Source organism: Paenibacillus aquistagni (assembly GCF_900177815.1).
Lineage (GTDB): Bacteria > Bacillota > Bacilli > Paenibacillales > Paenibacillaceae > Paenibacillus_B > Paenibacillus_B aquistagni.
Genome location: NZ_FXAZ01000009.1, coordinates 110388 through 133622 on the forward strand (window position 1 = coordinate 110388; position 23235 = coordinate 133622).

A 23235-nucleotide genomic window follows, 5' to 3' on the forward strand; every position below is an offset into this window, starting at 1 on the left:
GCGACTTCAAGATCATTAGCGAGGCGTGATTAAACACGCCTCGCTTTTATAATCATCACAACCAAACTACGATTCAAGCTATAATCACGTTGTTGCTCCTGACGATCTTCCGCAAGCATCAATTCCATCATAATAGTGTCGGGCTTATCTGGTCATTGCTTATATATCAAACCATCGCAATTCGCCGCCCTTAAGCTCCAGTTCGAATTGCTTGCCATTCGCGTATACAGTCGTACTGCGCGGCTCTGCCGTGTTATTGACAACGCAATACGTACCTGTATCCGGATACGCATGAATTTCCGTATGGGCATCCGAACTAAACCAATTGTGCAATTCGTGATCCTTGCTGCACGACCATAATATCGCACGGTGCAGCAGACGGGCGTTCTCGGCACTATACGGTAGTCCACCGATATAGACAGATCGACCTCCGTAGTAGTTATGGACTGCAAGCTGCACTTCTTTGTCCTTACAAGCTATAATATCAGCGCTAGTTGCGTATACATTTTTCTTACCTTCCCCAAAATGAATGTCTCCATCCATATCGGCAGTAATAAAGTGTGCCGGCTTTACATCCCAATTGTATTTATCGTAGCCTAGGGTATAACCACGCTCTAATTCTACGCCTAGAGCATCGCCTAGCTGGAAGAAACGGCCTTGATGCTGAGCAGCAGAAGGTTCGCCTACACCGATAAAGCCGCCACCACGAGCAATAAATGCACGGATATGCTCGACAATAAACGGATCTGTCCAGTTATCGCCACCACCATGAGCCGTTCCAGCATCACCGACGTTAATAATGACATCGATATCATTTAGCAGCTGCGGCTGCTCACGAATGTCATCAAAGCTAATAAACGATACATCAAAAGGAGCACCGCTCAAAATTTCTATAATCCCCGCGTAGCTGTAGTTTTGCTTCTGGTACAGCGCATGATGCACCATATGGCAGCCCCAAGAACGCATTTTCCCCCAGCAATTCAGAACAGCAACTTTCGCTAAGCACTGAGGCTTTGTGCGCGCCTTCTCATATAAATCACGAAATTCATCCGCTACTTGTGTAACATAATCAACAAAGTCAGGGAAATCCAGCGCCAGCTTCAAGTAGCCTCCATAGCCAATGCGATCTACTGGCTTACGCAAGATTGCGCGTCTAGCTGTTAACCAGTTCTCTTGAGCTTCAGCCGTTGGATTGCCGCCAGGATGGAACGTATCAGGGAAGAAGTATGGCAAGAAGCGCCCTTCTGTATATTTCACCCCAGGAATGTCGCTAATTAAGCGCAATGTTGAACCATTGCCGACACTGCCGACGACCGCATCTAACCCGATGGTTTTAAACTCATCCATATAAGGCTCTGTGCCAATGAAATGGTCACCTAAGAACATCATCGCTTCGCGGCCTTCTTCATGGGTAATATCAACGAGCTCTTTAGCGAGCTGTGCCACCTCGCGCCGTTGGAAGGCCATAAAGTCCAAGTACTCCTTGGACGGAATCCGATACTGGTTGTTGTAGTAGCCTTCGTCTATAATATATTCCGGACGGAATTTATAACCCACCTCACGCTCGAACTGTTCGAGAATATAAGGGCTGACGCTCGCAGAATAGCCATACCAATCCACATATTTCTCCCGACGCAGCTCATCGAATATGAGCGTGAACTGATGGAAGAACGTGGTGAAGCGTACTACATTAACATAAGGCTTGTCCCGCAGAAATTCACGCAATCTGCCTTTCGAGTATTCCCGTGTCTTAGGCTGACGTACATCAAACGTTATTTGCCGTTCAAAATCCTTCCAATCGTTAACGACGGCATTGTACATATGAACGGGATCCCAAATTAGATAGGTTAAGAAGCTCACGCTGTACTCATGGTACGGTATCGTGTTACTTATAATTACGCAGCCGCTAGCCTCATCATAGCGCCAGCGATTCGTTGGTACGACCTCGCCAGTGGTACGATCGATGACTTCCCACCAGCGGTAAATATCATCGTGGCTGTTGACCTGTAATAGGTCTTCGCTAATCCCTTCCAATAACCGAATGGACAGTTCTGCATCTACAGCTGCAACAAATCGAGTTGTAATATAGCATTGCTGTACTTCGTCAGGGTTTGCTTTTGCCCAATTGTTGTCTTTGCGGGTTGTATAGTAAGTCGCATATACTTTCGCTCCACATTCAGCTAACTCTTGCGGAAAAGTCGTGCCGTCTGCATCGCGCACAGCATCTGCGCCCCATAGCTCCATCGTTTTCAGCGTTTCTCCTACGACATCAAGGTCGGTTGGAATGGTGAGTCGCCCTCTACCTTGCTTGTTCTGCTCGATCATTTGAACATGCTCCTTCCAAATAACTGATTGTTGATTTCATCATACTCAGCAGGCAAGAGAGAGCCTAGGACGGATTATGACCTTCCACAGGGAAAATTTTGACCTTAGTACGAAAAAAGATATAGAATGCCACTACAGCGAGCAGGGCATCCTATATCTTTTATAAATGTCGCTTTTGCATCAAGCTGCAAACTATGCGCTCACTTTACTTCAGAGCCATACACTTCAATTTGCGTTAGCGCAGGGAACGGCGACGGGTCAGCGGACTTGATTAAGTTTTTTAATGTCAGCGATTCTACCTGACGCGGCTTAAGCTTAATGACCTGCTTTGCATTCGTCTTCGTGAGCTGAATCGTCTCACAACCCCCATTGGAGAAGCAGACGGTTGCTTGCTCCCAATAATTATCGTGAGGGAAGTCTGCTCGCAGCGTAAGAGCGATGGCGTCAATTGCTACCGTACGGCCAAATTGCACGCTCATCTCAGCGTCATCTTGTTGGTTAATGCCCCACGACTCAAATGGCCACGCCCCGTGACCTGCATTAAAACAATTGCCATCAATGGCATTGCGTGCGGCAAACACGGACTCGCCGCGTGTTTCCACATTCGCGATCGCATGCGGATAACAACTGTCATTCTCATGTTGGTCGAACGGATTAAGGGCTACATTTTTGTAACTGGAGATTTCCGCTGCAGTCGCTAGTCGCACGCTAAGCGCATGGATGTCGCCGCTGTATGATTTCGGATTATAGGAAATTTTCTTCTCTCCAAATGGAATCGTAAGCCGATAGCTGGTTGTCGCTAAATAGACGAACGTTTCCGGCATCGTATCGTCAAGCTGCAGCATCAAATATTGGCGGGGATGCTCACTCTTGACAACAATTTGGTCACCCTCTTGATAGGCCTGACGATAGACAAGCTGGGCTTGCCCCTGATCAGCAGCGGCTGCCAATACAGCATGATTCGCATCGTGAATTTCAATTGTAAGCTGAGTTAATGATGTCATCTATTATCATCTCTTTCCTCTTTTTTGGTAAATGAATTACGAGTATTTATTCTTGTATTCACTTGGTGTTACGCCCATGTATTTCTTGAATACTTTAGAGAAATAGGTACGGTCTGAGTAGCCTAGTGCCAATGCGATCTGCTCTAGGGTCTGTCCTGATGTTTTCAGCTTCTGCGAAGCAATGTTGACTTTATACTGATGCACATAATCTGTGAAATTACTGCCCGTCATACGTTTAAAATAGCGAGAGAAGTAACTAGGATTCAAATACAAATAGTTCGCAATATCAATGGATGTCACACTATCTGCTAAATGCTGCTCGATAAAACATTGGATTTGCTGCAGCTTTGGTTCATTATTACCAGCTAATGAATCACGTCTTTGTTTATCCTGTTTACCGTTAAGCAAGGCTATTGCTGTCAACAGACGTTCAGCCAGCTTAAGCACATCAGCTAAAGTCCGTGCCTGCTCCATATAATCATAGATCGCCTCGGCTTCATCGATTCGAATAGAAGCGGCAATTGCCAGTTCGCGCAAGCAAACTTGCAGCTCATGCATCAATACATGAGGCTCCACTGGTCTCTCTCGGAAGCTGCGCTCCATATTCGCTAGAACATGCTGAATGCCATCCACATCATGTCTATCTAGTGCCTGCCTTAATTCAAGCTTATAATGATCCAGCTCCCCTTCAAGCAAGGGCTGCCATGTTGGTCTCATCCCCTGCTGCCGGTCATCAATCACCATCGACTCCCCAACATAAAACTCATATTTATGGCGCAGCAAGGAGTGATAACACGCACTAAGCTGCTTAAGCTGCAGCTTATCTGTAATCGTAACGCTTACAACATTCAGCCTCATAAATTTAGCTACTCGCTCCTTCAAGGTGAGCAGATAGCTGTTAAAGTTCAACACATTATTATCAGCCAGATTAACGTTGTAGTTGTATACAATCACAAGGTGCTGCTCCCGTAAAAATGGCGTAATCCCTTCGTACGTTTTGGCCAGCTCTTCCGCAATATTGTGGATGGCATAGTAAATTAACGATAACGATTGCTGAAGGTAATGTTCATCGTAGCTCGCATACTGTACATGCACATGACTGAGCATGAACCAAGGATGATTCCAATTCACGCCTATGCTAGAAGCATATTTGAGCATCTCGTCCACATTTGTCTCATCAAGCACACGCTGTATTAATCCTTGCTTGAATAGCTGTTGATTGTAGCTAGAAGGTTGAACACTAACCGAGGATGATTGCTGTTGCAGCAAGCGCAGCGACTTAAGCAAACTTTGCTGAAGCTGCTCTGGTGTTAACTGATCTTTTATTAAATAATCGTCAGCTTGAAGTTTAAGCGCCTGTGTCGCATAATTGAAATCTTCATGACAAGTTAAGAAGATGGCACGCAGTTCCGGTTTGATGCAAAGAAACTGTTTTACCAGCTCAATCCCATTCGTCTGCGGCAAGCCTATATCCGTTATGACGATGTCTGGAGCAGTCTGTTGAAACAAGTGAACGGCTTTTACGCTGGAATACGTAGCAGCTACAATTTTCAACTGCAATTGTTCCCAATCAATCATCTGCTGCAATAATTTGAGCATAGGCACGTCATCATCAATAAGCATCACTTTGTATGTCACTAGTCTCCACCCCGCCTGCTTTCACTGGAATCTGAATTTTTGCTGTTATGCCCCCATGAACGTTATGTGCAAATGAAAGCAAAGACTCTAACCCAAAAGATAGTTTCAAACGTTGAGCAACATTAATCAACCCTATTCGTTTATAATCAGGATTAGGTTCATCACTGCAAGCCAGCATACTTTCATTCAGCAGCTGCAGCATGGACTCATCCATGCCTATTCCGTTGTCGGCAACCTCAATGATGATGGCATCTATGTCTTGATAGGCTGAAATCCAGATTTGAGACTGCTGGCGCCTCGTATTATCGCCCTCCATGTCTTCATCAGCATCCATATCGACAAAACCATGTACGATAGCATTTTCCACCAGCGGCTGCAGTAATAATTTTGGAAACTTAAGAGATTGAATGGGCGGCTCTACATCAACATGCAGTTGTACTCGAATATCACTGCGCATTTGCATAATATCGACGTAATGGGCCAATAGCTCACATTCTTCTTGCATGGTTGAAGGTGTGTTGAATTTCATATAGGCGCGCAATAAACTCATTAGTGAGTCGACCATGCCGCTATGCAGTCGATCATTCTGCAGCATTAAGCTGCACTTGATTGAATTAAGGGTATTCAATAGAAAGTGGGGACGAATTTGCATAAACAACGCCTCTAGTTCCATTACCCGTGTCTGTTCCTGCTGCTGTCCCATCTCATAAATGGATTTCTGCAATTGATCCAGCATTTGATTAATCGTTGTGCTGACCGCAGCAAACTCATCTTGTCCCTTCACTTGCAGCCTCACATCAAGCTTGCCTTTGCCAAATTGTCTTGCAACCTGCTGCATATGCTCAATGGGACGATGCAATCGTTTAGAGATCAGAAGGGCAAACAAAGAAAATAAAATAACAATGAGCAGGACTTCGAAAAGACTGATATAAACGGTCCTTGAAAAGATGCTTCGAAACGTGTTGTTGCTCATCTCATACACAAGCTTCCAACCGTTTTTGCTCAACACAACTTCCGAACGCATGCGATCGTCCAGCTTATTGGCGTCTGATGCAAGCAATTGGGCGGAGCCGGCAATTCGATCACCATGTTCATCCAAGAGCGCAACATCCCATGACTTAACCGATTGTAATGCATTTTCGAAATAAGATTGTTCAATTCCGATCAGCAGCACAGCCGTATGTTCTTTACTGACACGATCGTAGATGACACGAGCGATATAATATTTACTCGCGCCTTCTTCTTCAAGCAGTCCTAACCACTGCAGCCGTTCTGGCTGTTCGAAATTGATTTTGCTATACAATTTAGGTAAATGGGGCAATAGTTGAGCCGGTTCATCTTCTCCTGAAGGGATAATAAACTGCTGGCGGTTAATTAAGTACATGTGCGTCTGCCTATTCAACGTTTTCGAATTGATAAGCGAAAATACAGCTCTGATTTGTGAGAAATTCTCATAATCAGCAAAACTATTTAACTGCTTCACATCAGCGAATTGACGCAAGGTCGTTTTGAAGCCTGCATCGTTTACAATAAAATGGGAGGCAAACGTAGCATCATCGATTGTTTTGCTGAATTCTGCACCGATTACGTTCAACATGTTTTCGTTCGTTGCATGCAGCTTATCCAGCATCGATTCCTTAATTAAATAGAACGACTGCACAGATACAGCTAACATCGGTACGATCATAAAGATCATGAAGGAAAGTAACATTCGTTTATAATAAGTTAAATGGAACATGAGGTTAACGTCACTTCCCTTCCTTCGTCATCCGTTACGGTTCATGCCACTTGATCTTCCTATTTCAATTTACGCTCATACCAATAGCCAGGAATATCCCGGGCAAGGCGCATGAGCGCTTCCAAGTAGTAATAATCGCCCCAAATCATATAATCATCAGGGGACAAACCACCATGGACGTAATACGAACCGTGCTTAAGCAAGCCTTCCGCTGCATCGTCGCCAATCGTAGCATAGTGGTTAATCAACGACTCCATACTGGCTGCGAGCATCTTCTCGAAGTAAGGACGATCAGGATCGGCAGCATCCAAATGTGGGATAAGCTCCGCCAATCCGGCGGCTACAATCGCTGAAGCGGAACTATCGCGATACGTATCAGCCGTAACAGGCGCATTGAAATCCCAATACGCAACACTGTCCTCAGGCAAATGCTCAAGGAAATAACGCGCCATACGCTTCGAAGTATCCAAAAATGCCGCATTTCCCGTATAACGATAGGAAAGCGCAAAACCGTATACGCCCCAAGCTTGTCCCCGCGTCCACGTCGAACCGTTGCTGTAGCCCTGATGGGTGGCGCCGCCGATGGGAACGCCCGTCTTGCTATCAAAGAAGAAAGTATGATACGAGCTATCATCGCCTCTAACAAGATAGCGCCGTGTTTTCTCTGCTTGGATCTCTGCAATTTCACGATACTTTGGATCACCAGTCTGCTCACTTGCCCAATACAACAATGGCAGATTCAGCAAGCAATCGATAATGATACGACCCGCCTCTTGCTCGTTATCTTGCGCTCCCCAAGCTTGAATATAACCGCTGCCATCGCTTGTGCTGCGCCAACGTTTTACGAGATGATCAGCTGCAGCCAATGTCAGCTCACGAGCGCGCTCATCGCCTGTTATGATCCACTGCGCTTTGGAAGACAAGCTGTATAAGAATCCAATATCATGATGATCCAAGACAACTTTTTGCTCAAAGCGCTTCTGAAAACGATCCACCGTAGCTTCCGCAGCCTGCCGATAGCGCTCATCGTGTGAATACTCATAGCATAGCCACAATATTCCTGACCAGAAGCCATTTGTCCAATCGTCATTATTATTCAATTGATATTTTCCATTAAGGCTAACATGCGGGAACTGAGCTCCAAACTTCTCGATATTCATTAGCGTTTTTGCTAAAATGTCTTCAATTGCTTGCGTGTAAAGTTGATTGGCTTGCATGGCCGTTGTTTGCATCCCCTCTGTAGACATCTGCATTTCAGTCCTCTCTGTCGAAAAATACTCTACGCTAACTATATGATAGCGCATACATTTCATATAATGTAGCGTTTATTTTATGGTTGCGTGAACAATTTTTACTTTTTGAGTTGATTCGCGTTCCTCTTATTTCACTTTCACCGTTGTCGTTTGCCCGTTATAGTGCACGATGACGCCTTCTTCTGTCAGCTTCACCTCAGGCAGCTGCGACTCGCAGCCAGTAGGAATTCCAGCCATCACGCTTACTAATACATGTGTGCCTGGCTGAAGCTCAGCACGCAGTGCAGGCATCAACGTGCGCTCAAAGAATAGATTGGTATTAGGCTCGACGCGAATCATCTCTGCTTGTGTGAATCCTGTAACCGCCTTGGCGATGGTGCTGCCTACAGGCGACTGGTAACTTGCCAAGCTTGTCTCGACTACAGCTGTGTCGCCACTGCTAACCGTGTGGAATGGCGCTGAGAAACTGGCATCATAGGCAATGAGGGAGCGGCTCGTTTCCAGCTCATGAATGCGTACATGGCTGTCGCCACAAGGAACAATCGTACTGCGAATCATAACGCCAACTTGCGGCTGCCAGTTATGCACAAGCCGATCCTCATGCAGCTCATAGCTCGTATCGAGCGGCTTATCACGAAAATGCACGCCATCTTCACTAACCGCAAGCACACTATCGAAGGCACCTTCGTAGTAGTAATAATTACTGCGCGGCACACTAAAGCCAAATACCGTCGAATAGGCAAATTTAGAGTACTTGGCGCAAGCATGGTTCTGATAACCGATAAATTGACCTACCGGATACATAAGCACATGTCGCGAATGATGCGTATGCTCAATCATCGCCTTCATGCTCGGCAGCGACAGTCGACCCGGCGACACCTTCTGCTCAACTTCCTCTGCCTGCCAATAAGGATGGTCATCTGAAACTGCAAGCAATAAGAAGCTTTTGAACGCCCAATACGGGGAACCCGCACCGTTATATCCCTCGCCCATCACCAAGTTCTGATAATGATAGCCTACGCTCAGCACGCCATCTGCCGTAAAAATAGGATGGTTCATCCAGCTTCGCATGTTGCGCGCATACAAGCCTTTAATGACGCCCCATGGCAGCGCCTCAACATCGGCCAGCACAAGCGCGCTCCAGAAGCTTGCTTGCGCGAAGCGATACGCTAGACTGCGGCCAAAAGGAATCGCCTCTCCCTTGCTATCAAACCAATACTGATAGCTCTGCGCAAAAAGGATCGCCCGCTCTTTCAACCTAGCTGCCCGCTCCGGATCTTCATCCGCCATGAATCTAACGTAGATTAAGCTATAGTAATGAAACGCCCATGGGATGTAATAATCAAACTGCTGATCTACACCGTCGAAATACCAGCCATCGCCAACATAACACGACTCAATCAGAGCAAAATCTTCTTCGATCTTCTCCTGCGAGTACTTCATTCCAAGCCGCTTCAGTGCCACATTCACTAAGATGCGAAAGAAGTGCCAGTTATTCGGTGCCAAGCGGCGCTCATTAATTTGCCATAACCAGTCTGCCAACTGCTGCTGTTCCATCTCGGATAGAATATTCCACGTCTTGTCCGGTGCAAGCAGCAGTGTAGTCGCGATAGATGCCATCTCGACCAGCAGCTGATCGCCATCCATCATCTTGCCGTAATAATGCTCGCTGTGCGGGTTGCAGCCCGCCGCTAGTCCACGCATCCATTGATGCTGCAGCTGTTCATCTTCATAATGAACAAGGTAAGGTCCCAAGCCCCACAGTATTCGCAAGAATCCTTCGGCATCTCTGCGATTTTCAGTATAGACCGTGCCGTGGCTTCCTAGCGCTAAGTGTCCAGGCTGTTCTGCTGCCCGCGACCTTAGAGGCTGCACTAACGTCAACAGGGCTTCCGCTATATCATCACGATGATTCCACTGCATGCTACGTATTTTCTCCATCACGATTATTCACGCTTCCTTCAACAGTTTTCACAGCACAACAACCCTTATCACTCACATCGTACACTCAAATAACGTACAAAGACTAACAGCAGCATACTTCTGTTAGTCTCTATATATTAATCTACTATTCGAAATTAAGGCTGCTTCCCAATATAAGCAAGAATGCCTCCGTCAACATATAAAATGTGCCCATTGACAAAGTCACTAGCAGGTGAAGCCAAGAATACGGCAGGACCTGCCAAATCCTCTGTATCGCCCCAACGCTCTGCAGGCGTCTTCGCAATAATAAAGGAATCAAACGGATGACGGCTGCCATCAGCTTGAAGTTCACGCAGCGGCGCTGTTTGCGGCGTCGCAATGTAGCCTGGCCCGATACCATTACATTGGATGTTATATTTGCCATACTCAGAAGCGATATTGCGGGTCAGCATCTTAAGACCGCCTTTGGCAGCAGCATAAGCAGACACGGTCTCCCGTCCTAGTTCACTCATCATCGAGCAAATATTAATAATTTTTCCGCCGCCTTTTTTCATCATGCCTGGAATAACCGCTTTGGAAACAATAAATGGCCCGTTCAAGTCAATATCAATCACTTCACGGAACTCCTCCGCACTCATTTCGATCATTGGAATCCGCTTAATAATGCCAGCATTGTTGACTAGAATATCAATAACTCCGACTTCCGCTTCAATCTGCTCTACCATCGCTTGGACACCTGGCTCGTCGGTCACGTCGCATACATATCCATGTGCCTCAATGCCCATTTCTTTATAAGCCGCTATGCCGCGCTCTACACCTTCTGGCTTGCGGTCATTAAATACAATGGTTGCGCCCGCACGCGCCATAGCGCTTGCCAATTCAAATCCGATCCCGTACACGGCACCTGTAACGAGAGCTACCTTGCCATCAAGGCGAAATCGATCTACCGAAAATGGTGTCATCTTCATATTCCCCTCTCTATATACCCAATTTATTTATCTACTTTAGATCGTCCATATCGACCATATCCATATCCGTGTACGTGATATTCTCGCCGCACATAGCCCAGATAAACGTATAATTGCTCGTGCCGACACCGGTGTGGATCGACCAGCTTGGACTGATAATCGCTTGCTCATTGCCGACAACAAGATGCTTCGTTTCATCCGGTTTGCCCATGAAGTGAAATGCTTTGTTGTTGCCTTCCAAATCGAAATAAACATATGCTTCCATGCGCCGTTCATGCGTGTGGCACGGCATCGTGTTCCAAGCGCTGCCTTCTTCTAAGTGCGTATAGCCCATTTGCAGCTGGCAGGACTGACACACATTCGGATGAACATACTGATAAATTTTGCGCTTATTCAGAGTGTTATCAGCGCCTGTCTCCATTGGCTTAATGTTATCAATGGAAATACGCACATTTGGATATTTGTGATGAGCTGGGCTTGAAGCAATATAAAATTTCGCTGGATGATTAGCATCTGCACTAGCAAACAGCACTTCTTTTGTCTCTTTTCCGATATAGTAGCCATCCTGATTGTTCATCGCTTCACGTACACCATCAATCGTAATAAACCCAGGACCACCGATATTAATGACACCTAATTCACGACGCTCCAGAAAGTACTCCACGCCCAAATCTTTATTAAGCTTAATCTCCAACGGCTCATTCGCAGGTGTTACGCCACCAAAAATCAAACGGTCATTATGCGAGTAAGTCAAACGAATTTCACCGGGAACAAACACCTGCTCCACTAAAAACTCCTTACGCAATTCTTCTGTTGTCATACGTGCGATCGATTCTGGCGCATACGCGTAGCGTGTCTCCATAGTTTGCATTTCTACTCGTTCCTCCCGATATCATAGACTTGAATCATCACAATGAACATTGCGATTATTCGATATTGAACCTACAACCATCATAGTGAATACACCCAGCATTAGTAAGTTAATAATTTTGCTCGAATGTGTACAATTTTGACTTTATTGCCTTTCTTACTTTTTTATTTCCTTGCCATGCATACATACTCAAGCGGAACCTACGCTAAGCTTACGGTAATCGTCGCTCCAAGCGGGATATCCAGCTGATACGTATGTGGCGCAGGCTGTGATACGGTTACTGCCATTGATGGCTTATCCGTATCAAAAGCAAGCGGAACCGTACTATAAATAACACAAGGCTTACCAAGCATAGACGTTATCTGCGCCTGCTGCAGCTTACCTGCCTGCCAAGCCATATCAACGGCGAATCCACCGCGGGCACGCAAGCCCGTAACATGACCTTGCTGCCACGCACTCGGAAGAGCGGGCAGCAACCGGATTTCACCCCCGTGCGACTGCAACAGCATCTCTTGCATCGCAGCTGCTCCACCAAAGTTGGCATCGATTTGGAATGGAGGATGGTCGCCGAACAAGTTCGAATGCACCGCTGTGCTTAATAGATTGCGTAAGCTCAGATGTGCCTGATCTCCTTCATCCAGCCTTGACCAGAAGTTGGCGATCCACGCCTGACTCCAGCCCGTATGTCCTCCACCATGGGTAAGGCGCCGCTGCAGCGTGAACTTAGCAGCTTGTCCAAGCTCAGGGCTGTGATGAGGAATGATCTGTTCCCCTGGATGCAAAGCGAATAGATGAGAAATGTGACGATGCCCGAGCTCGACTTCATCATAGTCAACCGCCCATTCCATAATTTGCCCATGGCGTCCGATTTGCGGCTGCGGCAGCTTACTGCGCACATGCTGCCACTGTTCCAATAATGCTTTGTCTTCTTTGTCCAGCTGTTCCATGTTCCCTTCTGCATCCTGCTGCAGCAGCTCACCAGCACGGATACATGCTGTAAACAACGCATGCAAAATTTGCGAGTCCATCGACGGACCATAGCATAGCGCCCCGACTTCCCCCTGGTCACTGCGATATGAGTTTTCTGGTGATAGTGAGGGTACGGTTACCAGTTGGCCGGATGGCAGCTCGTATAAGAAGTCTAGGAAAAATAACGACGCTTCTTTCAACACCGGATACGCACGTTCGCGCAAAAACGACAGTGAGCCGTTGTAACAATAATGCTCCCACATATGCAGCGCAATCCATGCGCCACCCATCGGCCACATATTGGCGCTCACATATTGGCCGTAAATGCCTGTATCCGCCCACAGATTGCTGCTCGTGTGAGCAACAAAGCCGCGTGCGCCGTAAATATTGCGCGCTGTTCGGCGTCCATTGACGACTAAGCGTTCAATAAAGTCAAACAGCGGCATGTGGCATTCCGCTAAATTCCCCGTCTCGGCAAGCCAGTAGTTCATCTGCAAGTTAATGTTCAGATGAAAGTCCGATTCCCATGGAGGCGTATAGCTGTCGTTCCAGATTCCTTGCAAGTTAGCGGGCAGCGTTCCCGGTCTGGAGCTGGCAAGCAGCAGATATCGCCCATACTGATAAAACAGCGCCTCAAGCCCATTATCAGCGGCACCCTGCCGATATCGTTCCAATCGCTCTGACGTGGACAAGCATTGCTGTCCATGAATCTGCTGCTGTGACTCAGCTCTTCTTCCTTCCACCGCTTCCAAATCCAACGTCACACGGTTAAACAGCGGCTTATAATCATCCAAATGCCGCTGCTTCAAAGTCTCATATGGCACTTTTGCTGCCTGTCTCGCCTGCTGCCATGCAGCAGCATAGGGTTCCGCACAGCGAAAGGAAGTCTGCGCTGCTACAATAAGCGTGACAGCACGAGCTTGGCGAACATCAAGATAATTGCCCGCCGTCTGACATTGTCCACCTTCAGCGACTGCCCGCATCACAACGGCGTAACGTACGCCATCTGCTCCTAATTGTCCTTGCATAGAGATGGCCAATTCATCATCTGTATCAACAAATTCTCCGTTGAACGGTCTACGGTCGATCTTAGCTGTAAAGGTTAAGCCAGCTGTATCGGTCGTTGTCAACCGGATGACCAGCACTTGATCGGCAGCACTAGCAAACATCTCGCGGCAGTACTGAATGGCATCTGCCCGAGCTTCACCTGCAGCCTCAGCTGCCGTTTTGGCTTCCGCAGCTGCCTCTTGCTGCTCCACTTCATAATTTACCTGAACCAAGGCATGATCCAAATCTAGCTTACGACCATAATGATTGATTGCATGAACGTCTATATTCGCATCGAAATCCAAAAACAAGCTGCCTAGTGTCTGATAAGGGTGGAAATATTGAGGTACGTTCGTCATATGCTTCAACACTAGCTGTTCTGCCTTGCGTACGTTACCCTGCAGCAACAAGTTTTTAATTTCCGGGAGTGCCGCCTGCGCAGCGCTGTTATCGTTATCTCTGGTGCCACCGTACCAAATCGAATCTTCATTCAATTGAATGTGCTCGCGCTGTATCCCCCCGTATACCATTCCCCCTAAGCGCCCGTTGCCGATTGGAAATGCTTCGGTCCATTTGCTGGCTGCTGTCTGCTCAAGCAAATAATAGCTGTTTATATGATTCATTAAGCTACCCTCATTTCTTTTAAGAGTCATGTGCAATAGCTTGCTTCTCCAGTATCATACTTCGCACCATTATATCGACTTTCTGCCTACAAATAGATGCACGATTATGACCATGTATGTGTTGTTTATTGACATCCCGTATGCTTCAACTGCTCTTTCATGATCGATTATCGGAAGAAAATAAACGGGTAAACGGAGAAAAGGGATAATGTCGTTATACCGTAAAAGAGAGGAACAGCTATTGAATGGCACTAACTACATATGATAATGTGGATAATTAAAGTAAAATCCGTTTGATTGCAAATCGATTAATATAATGCTGAAAAGAGTGGTAAGCATGAAGTCATATACGAACTGGAGATTTACGATCACCATTTTCAAAGAAGTGATGAAAGGAGCGTGATATTTCTCGATCCCGACAACATTGGCAAAGGGTATGGGAAACAAATGATGCAAATATGCATCAATGGTTTTGGGATCACGTCCGTTGATGTGAATAAACAAAATGAGAATGCGACAAGGTTTTACTTAAAAAGCGGTTTTGCAATAACCGGTGAAGATTTGACGGATGGAGCAGGCCGCCCTTACCCCATTTTACATTTGAAATACAATGAACAGCAGAAGTAATTCTTCTGTTCACCAACATCATTCGAGTTCATCGTGGCTAACCATTAGTCCAATGTTATTTAGAAAAAACGTATCAAGATCCAACGATTAATGAGAGAAAAAGCAAGTATCAAGGCTTCTCTGACCTTGGTACTTGCTCTTTATATTTTAGATCTCTTTTGCCTGACGATAGGCATCGACATAAGCAGCAGCTTTCTTCCGAATCAATGATAGATCGTTGTTCTTTACGGCTTCATTCGTCAGATCGGAGCCGATCCCAACCGCTACCGCTCCGGCTTTCATCCATTCGCCAAGGTTATCCAACGACACACCGCCAGTTGGCATAATGTTAGCCTGCGGCAATGGGCCTTTGATCGCCTTGATTACGGATGGTTCATACAGGTTGCCTGGGAACAGCTTGACGATATCGGCTCCAAGCTCAATGGCTTCATTAATCTCCTTAATGGTCATCGTTCCTGGCATAACTGGTACGCGATATCGGTTACACATCGTTACGGTCTCAGCACTAAGGAAAGGGGACACTACGAATTGAGCGCCGCTGAGAATCGCCGCACGTGCCGTTTCAGCATCCAGCACGGTTCCTACGCCAATAATCGCATAAGTAGATTCGTCCGATGAATTCCATTTATAGGTTTGAGCTAGTGTCTCAATCGCTCTCAACGCAAATGGAACGGTCATCGTAATCTCTATCACTTTAATTCCGCCGCGTATCGCTTCCTCTGCCATGGCGACAACTTCTTCTGCCGACTCTCCGCGGAGTACGGCAACGACACCTTCATGCACAATCTTCTGCGTAATCTGCATTTTCTTCATGTTGTTCTCCTCCCCATTTATCGAATGCCGTTTCTATTACTGGTTCTCTATGAAATAAAACACATCTTACCGCTCAACATGCATCTTACCGGCAAGCAATCGCTCGATTTGCGCTCCACTAGGGAGGCCTTCCCAATCCCCAACCGTCTGAATGACCTGCGAACCGATTAAATTACCGAGACGAACCGCCTCCTCAAGACTATAATCCCGCAGCAAGCCAGCTAAAAATCCAGCGCAGAAGCCGTCTCCAGCTCCTACCGTATCGACTACATGCTCAACCTTATAGTAAGGAACCGCTGAGAGATTACCGTTTTCCAGCATATAGGTTTTGTCCTCGCCGCCTTTAATCACGCTTACAGCAGACAGCTCGCTGAGCTTGCTAATGATCTCATCCATCGATTCCGTCTCATACAACAGCTTCAATTCATCTAATCCCGGCAAAAAATAATCTGCTTTTAGCGCTAATGGCAGCAAAACCTTTTGCGCTGCTTTCACATTCCAAAGCTTTAAGCGCAAATTCGGATCAAAGCTCACCTTAACGCCATGCTTTTTCGCGATGTCCATCGCTGCTGCCGCCGTCTCCGCGCAGGATGTGCTTAACGCGGGTGTGATCCCGGTTATATGCAAAATCTTTGCCCCAGCAATATATTCCTCATCCAAATGCTCCGGCGCCATCTTGCTAGCTGCCGACAGCTTGCGGTAATAATAAACCGTGCTTCTTCCGGCCGCATTCTCTCGAATCATAAGTCCTGTTGGAGCTTCATCTGTGAATGAAGTACGTGTAACGTCTACTCCTTCTCCCCGCACCATCTTATAAATCCGATGCCCGAACGGATCATCTCCAAGCCGGCCGCACCAGCCTGCGGAATGTCCAAGCCTTGACAAGCCGATCGCTACATTCGTCTCAGCTCCACCAAAGGAGGGCGTCAAATTCGATGTATATTCAAGACCTTTTCCTCCCTCGGCGATCAATAGGGCCATACTTTCCCCGAAGGTGACCACTTCCGGATGAGCATTCCGATTATTCATTCGCCCTCACCATCCTGAACCCGACTATTGTATACTTCGAAAGCGGACAAGTTCGGCCACCAGCGTGAGCTAGTGATCGTTAAACGCAAGCGGCTGCTGCTTATGGCTGGAAAATGGCAAATTCGCTTGTGACCGATAATCGTGCCATCTTGAATTGACCGCCATTCCCCCGTGCCAGTGGCTGTATCTGTGCTTGCCTCTTCAGTTGCAGCAGCATCGGCTTGCCAATACTCCAAGCTGAATCGCTCAATCCTCTGCGTATAGCGATACTCCTGCAGTACGATATGATCGAACATTTGCTCAGTTCCCAAGTCGACAGTGATACTCGCCATCTCTGTACCTTGCTCAGGTGCCCAAAATGTATCTGAATTGCCATCCAATACATGGGCTGCTTCATGTCCAGCCATCGCTTCACTAGCCGCAGCAGCTGCATCACGCGCCACATTCGTCTCAAACGTATGGCGAATCCAAGCCCCGAGCTCCTCTAATCGCTGCACATCATTCTCGTGAAGCTGTCCGCGCGTATCAGCAGGAATATTAAGCAGGAGCGTAGCATTGCCTCCGACCGAACCATAATACACGTTCCGCAGCTCATCCAGTGACTTGACTTGATCATCTTGACTCGCATGATAGAACCATCCTGGACGAATCGACGTATCCACTTCCGCTGGATACCAGACAAGCTCCGATACATTGGCGATGATGTCGCGGCTGCCCAAGTCTTCATCCTCTGAAGTGAAACGCTTGGCGAATTCAGCATCATCCTCCTGCTGTGAATGCTCCTGAATGCTCTCCTTGTCCTGCAGCTGCGCAGGTACTACGCTCCACTCCGACCTGCGGCAATGCCCCGCCTCATTGCCACACCAGCGCACATCCGGTCCGCAGACCGAAATACTCGCCGCTGGCTGCCATTCACGAATCAATGCATAATAGCCATTCCAATCATACACTTGCCGCTTGCCGTTCGGACCTTCACCACAAGCCCCATCAAACCATACACAAAAGAGATCCCCATACCCCGTCAACAGCTCGCGCAATTGATTCTTGAAATATTCATTGTAAGCAGGGGAATTCCCGTAACAAGCCTCATGACGATCCCAAGGCGATAAATAAATGCCAAACTTCAACCCGCCTTCGCGACAAGCATCCGCCACCTCACGAACGACATCACCTTTGCCATCTTTCCAAGGGCTATTCTTCACCGAATGCTCCGTATAGGCACTCGGCCACAAGCAAAACCCGTCATGATGCTTACAGGTCAGAATCAGCCCTTTCATCCCTGCAGCTTTACAAGCGCGTACCCACTGTCGTGCATCCAACTGCTTCGGATTAAAAATATCCGGCTGCTCCTGCCCACTGCCCCATTCTTGGTCCGTGAACGTATTTACTGTAAAATGCACAAATGCATAAAATTCCATCTCCTGTATGGCCAACTGCCGCTCCGACGGCCGCACCAACGCCGCGGCTTTCACTTGCTCTGCACTCATAACGCCACTGTTGTTCACAACCATTGCTGACCCCCATCTCATTTTCCCTTAATCAACAGATTGAAAGGTATCCTACGTATGAATATAGAAGGTAGAACCGAACTTTAGTTCATAGTAGCAGATCAACAATAGGTAGAAGTACGCATTATTTTTTTATAAACATGCAATATTTTGACCTTTATTAGGCACTCGCTCTTAAATTCGGACACTCCCCGTTAACTATGCGCTTCCGTCTCCTGCAGTACGCTTGGGAAATACCCCTTTTAGCACAATGCTGTGCCAAGAAGCACGCAGCCGAAGCGCACAAAAAGGCGGCATCCCTATGAGATACCGCCTACCTAACGTATTACAAAATAATTGAAGCAACTTGTGAATCCGTATGGCTACTTTAAGCAAGTCAAGGTTTGCTGCAGCTTAGAGGAGCCATCTGACATCTCTTACTTAACATCATGCAGCATGCTTAGTATTAAAGTAACGGCTTCCGCTCTAGTTATAGGAGCATTTGGATTAAATTTACCACTTCCATTTCCTTTAATCAGACCCGCTTCCGCAGCGGCTGCTATGTATGGTTTTGCCCATACTGGAATCTGATCTGCAGCATCAAATGTCGACGTTACATGATCATTTACTTCAAGACCCATTGCACGAACAATCATAACGACGAATTCACTTCTGCTGATGTCATGATTCGCGCGGAATGTGCCATCTTTGTAGCCCGAAATATAACCCGCTTCAGCAAGGGCTTGAATGGAGGATTGTGCCCATGCAGGCGTTTGGTCTTGATCCGAGAATTCAAATTGTGTATTCGTCTGCTCCAATTTTAGCGCTCTTGCCAACATTGTTGACACTTCACCGCGAGTTACTACGCCATTTGGTCGGAACGTTCCATCCTCATAGCCTTTTACAAACCCGAGCTCAACTGATTTTTCAATGGAGGCCTTCGCCCAATGATTCAAGATATCAGACAAAGCTACTTTTGGCGTTTCTGGCTCCGTAGGTTCCACTGGTTCTATTGGTTCAGTTGGTTCAGTAGGTTCAGTTGGCGTTGGTGTTGTCGGTTCTGGGTCCGGTGAAGGCGTCGATCCTCCACTCGAAGAGCTAGCTTCTGTCGTTGCCGTTACACGAATACCGTCACTCCAATTTCCTGCCTCATCGCCTGCTTTAACCTCAAAGCGATAACTCGTGTTCGGCGAAAGACCACTAACCGCATAGCTCGTGATATTGCCTCGTAATCGAATGAACTCATGACCATTCTTGTCAATCTTGTAGCTTGATACCCCTCTATCATCCGCTGCGTCTTGCCATGTAAGCATTAGACTGGTTCTTCCAACGCTTGAAGCTATTAATTGCGCTCCTGTCGGCCATGTAGGTGCAATTTCGTCAACAATGGCAGCCTCTTTATACGCTGCTGTTAATGTAACAGCTTCATCAGGCATAACGAATGTATAAACGTTGATATTGGTTGTATCTTGGTTTAGCGTCAAGCCGGCTGGATTTACAATCCACTTGTCGAACTTTTGACCTGCTGGCATATCCAGCGTCACCGTTACGGTCTCACCTTGCGCAGCTGTCTGCTTATCTGCTGTTGCACCTTCCACGATGATGTTGTGGGGTTTCCTAAGATCAAATGCTGCCGTGTACGTCTTACCAAGAGAACCCGAGGTGTTGACATCGATGCGAATTCCGCCTTCTATCGGTGTGACTTCCATTCCCATGTCCGCAGTTCGCAGTGTCAAGTCCTGTTGCTGGACTTCAATCGTCACCGTGCTTTGCTTTTGTGTAGGGTCCGATATCGCAATTTTCACTTCGCCATTGTCTTCTCGCATGATGACAGCAGCAGCAGACTTGGCGGTGATGCCCCCCACAGAATCCGCACTCCAGAAATTCGCAGTGGTGATGCCAAGCTGTTTGTTGCTCACAGCCTGTACGGTTGAGGTATTGCTCAGCACTTCTACTGCTGGCTGTTCACTATAAGCCTGTGTTTGTGCTGCCGTCTTACCGGGAAGCAGCACATATTCATAACGAGCTGCTTGAGGATTATTCCCATGTTCAAAAGCGATGCTGGCATAGTTGCGTGTCAGCTCATCTTGCGATTGACCGTTGTTAATGTCATACCATGAGCCTGTTCTCGCTTCGCGAACGACATGTAGAGTAGGCGCAGTTGGGAAGTAGTAGCCTACATCTGAATCCGAACCTTCAAGATTACCTTCCAGGTGCGCCCAGTTTACATGGTTCATATCTTCTTCGTAATCCAATGCTGTAGGCACTTGTTCACCGTTAATCATAAATGCGTTATCACCACTGCTGTTCAACTTCCGATTATCAACAATCGTTTCTACCGGTTTTGTCGCAGCCGATGTTTTACGAATATCTGCACCAAGTGCAACAATTTCATCATTGAACATGAACCATGATTTCTTGCCGCTTAGATCACTGCCCGTAACTTTCTTTAACGAGAAATTCATACCGCTTGTGCTGTACAAATGATCCAATGCTGCACCGCCAACATGGCTTTCCGTATTATAATAGTAAGCCCATTCGCCCGGCATCTTTCCTTCTCCAGAGCCGTCTGTCGTCGTGCCAGGCAAGCGGAAACTATTAACTGTCGCCCAGAATCCATCGCGATATTGCAATAAGTCATTATTGTAGATGTACGTCATGCCAAGACCGGTATCCCAGCCTTTTACATTCTCTTTATTGCCCATCTCAAAGGCAGAAATGCGGTCTGAGAACATACTTAGCCCAAAAGCGTAGTTCGGACGATGATGCGCAACCCGTGCCATGCCGTTGAACATGTAGCTTCGCGAGATCTCACCGCGCGCTGCAACAGTATCATCATTCATTACGTTCTTCAGCAGCATCACACTATAAATCGGCAAGCCTTTGTAGTAATCGTCAAAGGTTGTATCCTTGCTTACCCATTCCTTAACCATATTGCGAATAGTAGCGCTGATTTCTGGTGGTGCACCCTCTGCCAAACTTGCTAGGGCAACAATGGTACTGCGAGCTGTTCCCGAGCTGCTTCTGGAAATCCCTCGTCCGTTAACCATATCCATATACAGTCCTTTGTAAATAACCGGTTCAAACGTATCACTTACCCATTTGTAAATGTTAGCGACACGCGGGTCCGTCACGGGCCATGGTGAATGGTTGAGCAAATAAGTGATGTCCGCCGTACGGCTGAGCCAGACTGCACCATACCCAGCGGTGTATGCGATATTCGCATGCTGCACCAGTGATCCATCTTCATATACGCCATCGCCACTTGTGACATAGTTGAATTCTGAACCAATTGAATCCCGTCCTTGCGTAATTTTAGCGCTATTTCTGCCAATGACGCCGCGCAAAGTGACGACGAGCGCTTTGTCCAGCAAATTGCCTCCGGTCTCGATAACGCTTCCATTTTGCACCCGCTTGGTTGGATCAGGACAGTACTTATCAATCGTCCGCATAAAATTGCTAATTTGCAGATCACTCAATTCCTCATACATCAGGATCAAACAATCATTTAGCAGCTGCGGCGCACCGATTTCAAATCCCCACCAGCTGCTGCTGCTATTATAGGAGAAATGTTCGTTATAGCGCTTAGCATACATCCAGTCTAGAGCGCCAATAATGGCATCGCGCAGCTGTGGATCGTGATAAAAACGCGAAGACGCTGTATTGTAAGCGCTTGCCATTATCTTTATGCGAGTAAGTTCACTAACGATGTTGTTGGCATGCTGCACCTTTGTGTCGGCGCTATCGGTAAGATCTGACCATAAGGTTATGCGGCTTCCATCATTAGCGCTAAGTGTATCAAGATAGCCAGTATTAGAGGGATTCGATACACTATTGTCCATCTCAGCTACTAGTTCCTGAATGGCAGGATCAGCAGCAAGGCCAGCATCTGCTGTTCCAACTAACTTCTGCTTCCAGCGTTCACGCAATTGGGCGTAAGCAGCTGCCGTTTCTGCAGAATCTACACCAATTTTGCTCTGTGCCTTTATCGTCTGGTCTTCTGTAGCAACAGTGATCGTTGCTACACCCGCAGCAACGGCTGTGACATGACCATTGTTATCAACCGTCGCGACATTCTCATCGCTGCTCGTCCAGATTACTTGGGGGGATTGCAGGTTACTTGGAGTGTGTTTCATTGTAAGGGATTTAGTCTCACCAGCCGTCATCATCATGGCTGTTGGTTCAAGCGTTAATCCTGTTATACCGTCATACTCCTCAAGCCGAACATTATCAAACCACACTTTGCCGGTACTATTTTCAAAAAATAATTCAACAAAATATTTGGCGCCACCAGCTGGCACCGTTATAAAGACTTGCTGCATCGTCCAATCGTTCGTACCATACACCTTCGTTGAAGTAGGACCGTCTATGATTTTTGCACCAGAAGAATTCAGCATGGAGCTGCGAAAATAAACGCCGCTGCCACCTGCAACATTTTCGGTTTTGTACCACACTTGCAAGCGGTACGACTTACCCGCCTCGACGGGTGCCTTCGCATTAATGGATACGCGACTCGTCTTGGAAGCATCAATCAGCAGCGATTGCTGGCCACTATAATGATTATACGTATCCATCGTCACGCTTACAGTTCTACCGGCCGGCTTACCAGAACCGATAGGAATCCATGTGTCCCAATTAACAGGTGCAGGATTCGTATCCGTATATTGCGTCCAGGTGCCGCTTGGCGCCGCCGTTAATTCGAAATCGCCATTCGGAAATAAATTGATTACAGAGGTCGCTTGGGAATCACCAGTTTCTAAGGCCATCGCTACATCAGAACCAACAGGTATAAAAGCAGCCAACATCGCAGCTACTAGTAACAAGCTTAGTAATCTCTTCAAACCTTTCCCTCCCATTCATAATGACCCAAAGGCGCCCCTTTCCCATTATTGACACTTCATTCAGCATGGGTATAGAGAC

General features: G+C 47.1%; 14 protein-coding genes. 1 reads left to right on the forward strand and 13 read right to left on the reverse strand.

Annotation, left to right across the window (positions count from 1 at the left end; all coding sequences use genetic code 11):
- Window positions 1-159: 159 nt before the first annotated feature.
- From gnpA to B9Y93_RS22735, 9 genes are all read right to left on the reverse strand, one after another.
- Window positions 160-2325, reverse strand: a complete 2166-nt coding sequence (gene gnpA, locus B9Y93_RS22695) for a 1,3-beta-galactosyl-N-acetylhexosamine phosphorylase (protein WP_085498575.1) — start codon at window positions 2323-2325, stop codon at window positions 160-162.
- Window positions 2326-2525: 200 nt separating this feature from the next.
- Window positions 2526-3329 (reverse strand): carbohydrate-binding protein, encoded by an 804-nt coding sequence (locus tag B9Y93_RS22700; protein WP_085498577.1) that lies wholly within the window; start codon window positions 3327-3329, stop codon window positions 2526-2528.
- 36 nt (window positions 3330-3365) lie between these two features.
- Window positions 3366-4967, reverse strand: coding sequence for a response regulator transcription factor (locus tag B9Y93_RS22705; RefSeq protein WP_085498579.1), 1602 nt, complete (start codon window positions 4965-4967; stop codon window positions 3366-3368).
- Window positions 4942-6705 carry a sensor histidine kinase gene (locus tag B9Y93_RS22710; protein ID WP_085498580.1) on the reverse strand — a complete coding sequence of 588 codons (1764 nt, stop codon included), beginning with the start codon at window positions 6703-6705 and terminating at the stop codon, window positions 4942-4944. The genes B9Y93_RS22705 and B9Y93_RS22710 overlap by 26 nt, the downstream gene beginning before the upstream one ends.
- Window positions 6706-6764: 59 nt before the next feature.
- The gene (locus tag B9Y93_RS22715; protein ID WP_176229011.1) at window positions 6765-7958 is read right to left on the reverse strand and encodes a glycoside hydrolase family 88 protein; all 1194 of its coding nucleotides are present in this window, start codon (window positions 7956-7958) and stop codon (window positions 6765-6767) included.
- Window positions 7959-8084: 126 nt separating this feature from the next.
- Window positions 8085-9881 carry a DUF2264 domain-containing protein gene (locus tag B9Y93_RS22720; RefSeq protein WP_085498582.1) on the reverse strand — a complete coding sequence of 599 codons (1797 nt, stop codon included), beginning with the start codon at window positions 9879-9881 and terminating at the stop codon, window positions 8085-8087.
- Window positions 9882-10036: 155 nt separating this feature from the next.
- A complete protein-coding gene (locus tag B9Y93_RS22725) occupies window positions 10037-10843 on the reverse strand; it encodes a gluconate 5-dehydrogenase (RefSeq protein ID WP_085498583.1) in 807 nt (268 codons plus the stop codon).
- A gap of 37 nt (window positions 10844-10880) precedes the next feature.
- Window positions 10881-11711, reverse strand: coding sequence for a 5-dehydro-4-deoxy-D-glucuronate isomerase (kduI, locus tag B9Y93_RS22730; protein WP_088548731.1), 831 nt, complete (start codon window positions 11709-11711; stop codon window positions 10881-10883).
- A gap of 209 nt (window positions 11712-11920) precedes the next feature.
- The gene (locus tag B9Y93_RS22735; protein WP_085498587.1) at window positions 11921-14359 is read right to left on the reverse strand and encodes a glycoside hydrolase family 95 protein; all 2439 of its coding nucleotides are present in this window, start codon (window positions 14357-14359) and stop codon (window positions 11921-11923) included.
- 399 nt (window positions 14360-14758) lie between these two features.
- Between B9Y93_RS22735 and B9Y93_RS22740 the strand changes: the two genes are divergently transcribed.
- On the forward strand, window positions 14759-14986 hold the full coding sequence (locus B9Y93_RS22740; RefSeq protein WP_244903542.1) for a GNAT family N-acetyltransferase: 228 nt from the start codon (window positions 14759-14761) through the stop codon (window positions 14984-14986).
- Window positions 14987-15133: 147 nt separating this feature from the next.
- On the opposite strand, the gene B9Y93_RS22745 is transcribed toward B9Y93_RS22740, so the two are convergent.
- From B9Y93_RS22745 to B9Y93_RS22760, 4 genes are all read right to left on the reverse strand, one after another.
- Window positions 15134-15799, reverse strand: a complete 666-nt coding sequence (locus tag B9Y93_RS22745) for a bifunctional 2-keto-4-hydroxyglutarate aldolase/2-keto-3-deoxy-6-phosphogluconate aldolase (RefSeq protein WP_085498589.1) — start codon at window positions 15797-15799, stop codon at window positions 15134-15136.
- Between the two features lie 66 nt (window positions 15800-15865).
- The gene (locus tag B9Y93_RS22750) at window positions 15866-16828 is read right to left on the reverse strand and encodes a sugar kinase (protein ID WP_085498591.1); all 963 of its coding nucleotides are present in this window, start codon (window positions 16826-16828) and stop codon (window positions 15866-15868) included.
- On the reverse strand, window positions 16825-18339 hold the full coding sequence (locus B9Y93_RS22755) for an alpha-L-fucosidase (RefSeq protein WP_085498592.1): 1515 nt from the start codon (window positions 18337-18339) through the stop codon (window positions 16825-16827). The genes B9Y93_RS22750 and B9Y93_RS22755 overlap by 4 nt, the downstream gene beginning before the upstream one ends.
- A gap of 413 nt (window positions 18340-18752) precedes the next feature.
- Complete coding sequence (locus B9Y93_RS22760; RefSeq protein WP_176229012.1) at window positions 18753-23156, reverse strand: polysaccharide lyase family 8 super-sandwich domain-containing protein; 4404 nt, start codon at window positions 23154-23156, stop codon at window positions 18753-18755.
- Between the last annotated feature and the right edge of the window lie 79 nt (window positions 23157-23235).

What these genes read in the sequence shown, in the direction of transcription:
- gnpA (WP_085498575.1), bottom strand. Translation starts at nt 2,325, where the DNA reads ATGATCGAGCAGAACAAGCAAGGTAGAGGGCGACTCACCATTCCAACC.
- B9Y93_RS22700 (WP_085498577.1), bottom strand. Translation starts at nt 3,329, where the DNA reads ATGACATCATTAACTCAGCTTACAATTGAAATTCACGATGCGAATCAT.
- B9Y93_RS22710 (WP_085498580.1), bottom strand. Translation starts at nt 6,705, where the DNA reads ATGTTCCATTTAACTTATTATAAACGAATGTTACTTTCCTTCATGATC.
- B9Y93_RS22715 (WP_176229011.1), bottom strand. Translation starts at nt 7,958, where the DNA reads ATGCAGATGTCTACAGAGGGGATGCAAACAACGGCCATGCAAGCCAAT.
- B9Y93_RS22720 (WP_085498582.1), bottom strand. Translation starts at nt 9,881, where the DNA reads ATGCAGTGGAATCATCGTGATGATATAGCGGAAGCCCTGTTGACGTTA.
- B9Y93_RS22725 (WP_085498583.1), bottom strand. Translation starts at nt 10,843, where the DNA reads ATGACACCATTTTCGGTAGATCGATTTCGCCTTGATGGCAAGGTAGCT.
- kduI (WP_088548731.1), bottom strand. Translation starts at nt 11,711, where the DNA reads ATGGAGACACGCTACGCGTATGCGCCAGAATCGATCGCACGTATGACA.
- B9Y93_RS22735 (WP_085498587.1), bottom strand. Translation starts at nt 14,359, where the DNA reads ATGAATCATATAAACAGCTATTATTTGCTTGAGCAGACAGCAGCCAGC.
- B9Y93_RS22745 (WP_085498589.1), bottom strand. Translation starts at nt 15,799, where the DNA reads ATGAAGAAAATGCAGATTACGCAGAAGATTGTGCATGAAGGTGTCGTT.
- B9Y93_RS22750 (WP_085498591.1), bottom strand. Translation starts at nt 16,828, where the DNA reads ATGAATAATCGGAATGCTCATCCGGAAGTGGTCACCTTCGGGGAAAGT.
- B9Y93_RS22755 (WP_085498592.1), bottom strand. Translation starts at nt 18,339, where the DNA reads ATGGTTGTGAACAACAGTGGCGTTATGAGTGCAGAGCAAGTGAAAGCC.